The sequence below is a fragment of the Hydrocoleum sp. CS-953 genome (genome assembly GCF_002260545.1).
Lineage (GTDB): Bacteria > Cyanobacteriota > Cyanobacteriia > Cyanobacteriales > Microcoleaceae > Trichodesmium.
In genome coordinates this window covers 1-3,137 of sequence record NZ_LGSU01000443.1, presented here as the reverse complement: position 1 = coordinate 3,137, position 3,137 = coordinate 1, and the positions used below count along the sequence as shown (strand labels likewise).

The window sequence follows — 3,137 nt, the reverse complement described above, 5'->3', positions numbered from 1 at the left end:
TCATTAATTTTTTATCTGGTAGTAACATAGCCTGATCCTCACCTTCAAGCAAATCTTTTTATGATAATAATTGTTTTTCTATAAACAGCATAATTCCACAAAGTTACACCATTTTAGACTGTAAATATTTTAACAGTTTTCTAGTGAGAGTCCTATAAATAACCAAATTGAATTTGGTATCAGGAAAAAATACTCGAATATTTTATGAAAAAATTACTTAAGAAATGATTTTTTTTGATACAATAACTTAAATAGGGAAAAAGTAGGTGAGGCGGTTGCGGACTCAATATTGATTTTGGGTCTGAGGAAAGTCCGGGCTCCCTAAAGACCAAGCTTGCTGGATAACGCCCAGTGCGAGCGATCGTGAGGATAGTGCCACAGAAAAATACCGCCTGTGTAGATTAAATATTCTTTAAGTTTACTAGGTAAGGGTGCAAAGGTGTGGTAAGAGCGCACCAGCAGTGTCGTGAGGCACTGGCTCGGTAAACCCCGGCGGGGAGCAAGGTCGGAGGAACAATGGTTGGTCTTTTTCCAGTTCCGTTGCATTATAGATTTATCTATGATGTTAGGTGTACCGCAAGAGGTGTCTGGTAACAGGCATCCTAGATAGATAACTGCCCTCTTAACTGGTTTCAGTTGAGAGAACAGAACCCGGCTTACTTCCTACTTTTTCCTTATTTTTTTATAGCATAGGGCTTACGCCAAGACCATGTATATAGTTTTCAAAACTATAACGTTATAGTTTTTTGACTCTATATATAGTTAGTACCACTGCAGAAGTCCTGTAGCAATTAACATTAATCTAGGGCTTGCTGATTAATTCTCAAAGCATTTACTAATAGATAGTTGATTCCTAGAGGTTTAAAACCTCTCATTTTCAATAGATAATTGATAATTATAGAGAATTTTCATTATCCACTATCCATTAGACATCTGCTGAAAAAGAATAAGCTTCTTGCTCTTAGAGGCAACAGGCAACAGGCAATAGGAATATATATTTTCAGAAAAAAGCTAGAAAAAAGGATTTTTTATGGTAAATTTAGCGGGATTCAGCTAGTATAAACAATGCTTGAATTCCCGTTATTTATTTTCTGGAGTTGTCTATTATTCATTTTTCATAATCAATTAATAAAAGATCAAGGCTGCAGTTTTTTTAGGATAGAAATAAAGTACCATATTTTAAATCTAAAACGCTCAACAAGTTCTTAGCATTCTGGGCAAACAAGGGAAAAAAATCTCTCCTTCCACCCCCACTCTTCTACTCCTGAAAAAGACTTTTTATGCCAACCCTAATCTATATAGCAATCCTATTTNAAAGCAGGTGAGAAAATTTTTTCATCTGCTAACTTAATTATTAAAAACATCCCTGGAGAAGATTTTCTCAGCCAAAATTTAAAAGCTATCCGAAAAATTTTTCATAATCAATTAATAAAAGATCAAGGCTGCAGTTTTTTTAGGATAGAAATAAAGTACCATATTTTAAATCTAAAACGCTCAACAAGTTCTTAGCATTCTGGGCAAACAAGGGAAAAAAATCTCTCCTTCCACCCCACTCTTCTACTCCTGAAAAAGACTTTTTATGCCAACCCTAATCTATATAGCAATCCTATTTTATTTGTGTATAAAAATCTTACCGCTTTTAGGGAACAGGCAACAGGCAACAGGCGAAAGTTTCAGTTTTTTTATCTACTTTTTGATTACCCGGGATCTATGCGCGGATTGCCATATTCTCTAAAGCCTCACAAAAAATTGCTATAATAATGTTGTGTAATGATTATGAATTAAGGAGAATAGAATGTCAGAATATTGGGCTGGTAAAACACCATCAACAGAGCAATTAAATTACTGGATTAAATTTTTTCATACTAATGGATTTTTAGTAATTCCCAATGTATTAACACCCGAAAAATGTGAATTTCTTAGAAATGACTTAGACAAAATTTTAAAGAAAATTGAAGATGAAAAATATGACATATCTAATCCATTAGTAAAAGCTTACGCATCAACCAAAATAATGGAACGAATGTTTGAGCATTCCCAAGATAATCTAGACTTATTTGCCATGGAACCAATTGTTACATTTGCAGAAGATTTAATCGGTGGAGCAAATGGAACAGGTTACTCAAGAGATGATGGAATTCCTAACGCAAATGCTGTTCATGTTATCCACAATAATTCTTTTAAACTTCCTCCTCAAACTGATGGATTAGCAAAAAATAAATGGCATCAAGATGATACACCGCATGTTCTTTCCCTTGATGGTAAACCCCTAAGTAATATTCGCTTAAATGTTCTAGCATTTACTGTTAATTATTACTTGACTGATGTATTATCTCCAGACAATGGACCTACCCAAGTTATTCCAGGTTCACATCTTTTTGGTAAATTTTGCGACGGCGATATTTCAGGATATGAAGATAAAATTCATAGTTGTCTTGGAAGAATGGGTACTGCAGTTTGTTTCAACAATCAAGNCCCCTAAGTAATATTCGCTTAAATGTTCTAGCATTTACTGTTAATTATTACTTGACTGATGTATTATCTCCAGACAATGGACCTACCCAAGTTATTCCAGGTTCACATCTTTTTGGTAAATTTTGCGACGGCGATATTTCAGGATATGAAGATAAAATTCATAGTTGTCTTGGAAGAATGGGTACTGCAGTTTGTTTCAACAATCAAGTTTGGCATAGAGGTTCTAGAAATTCATCTTCTGTCACCCGGTACATTACACAAATTACTTATGGGAAAAGATTAGTTGGTCATAAATATGCACCATTTATGAATTATCAGATGCCAAGTCATTGTTATGAAGGAGGAGATGAAAGATTGAAGAGAATTTTGGGATTTTTACCTCATGGAGCTTATGGTTGATGATAAATATTATTGGAAATGCTAACTATTTAGAGATTGAATGTATGAGTAAATAAGTAGTTTAAAAAAATCTAAAACTAATAGGCAGATGCCAGATAACCTGAGAGAAATTGTTTAATAACTATATATAGCAATCCGCGCTTATGTTGCGGGTAATTAAAAATTAAATAAAAAAGTTGAAACTCCTACCTTCTGGAGCTGTAAGAATAGTGCCTGTTGCCTAAAAAACAGTAAGATTTTTGCCACGAATATGCGGAGGATTG

At 34.1% G+C, this 3,137-nt stretch carries 2 protein-coding genes, 1 other RNA gene and 1 pseudogene; all 4 read left to right on the top strand.

Annotation, left to right across the window (positions count from 1 at the left end; all coding sequences use genetic code 11):
* Nucleotides 1–258: 258 nt before the first annotated feature.
* Nucleotides 259–675: RNase P RNA component class A (gene rnpB / locus AFK68_RS04435), an RNA gene on the top strand.
* A 639-nt stretch (nucleotides 676–1,314) separates the two neighbouring features.
* On the top strand, nucleotides 1,315–1,509 hold a 195-nt coding region (locus AFK68_RS38095; RefSeq protein ID WP_210407223.1), incomplete at its 5' end, for a hypothetical protein.
* A 286-nt stretch (nucleotides 1,510–1,795) separates the two neighbouring features.
* Nucleotides 1,796–2,474, top strand: a pseudogene (locus tag AFK68_RS44185) (phytanoyl-CoA dioxygenase family protein); the annotation flags it as partial.
* Nucleotide 2,475: 1 nt separating this feature from the next.
* Nucleotides 2,476–2,874, top strand: a 399-nt coding sequence (locus AFK68_RS04425) for a phytanoyl-CoA dioxygenase family protein (protein WP_143437512.1), incomplete at its 5' end; no start/stop codon positions are given.
* Nucleotides 2,875–3,137: the final 263 nt, after the last annotated feature.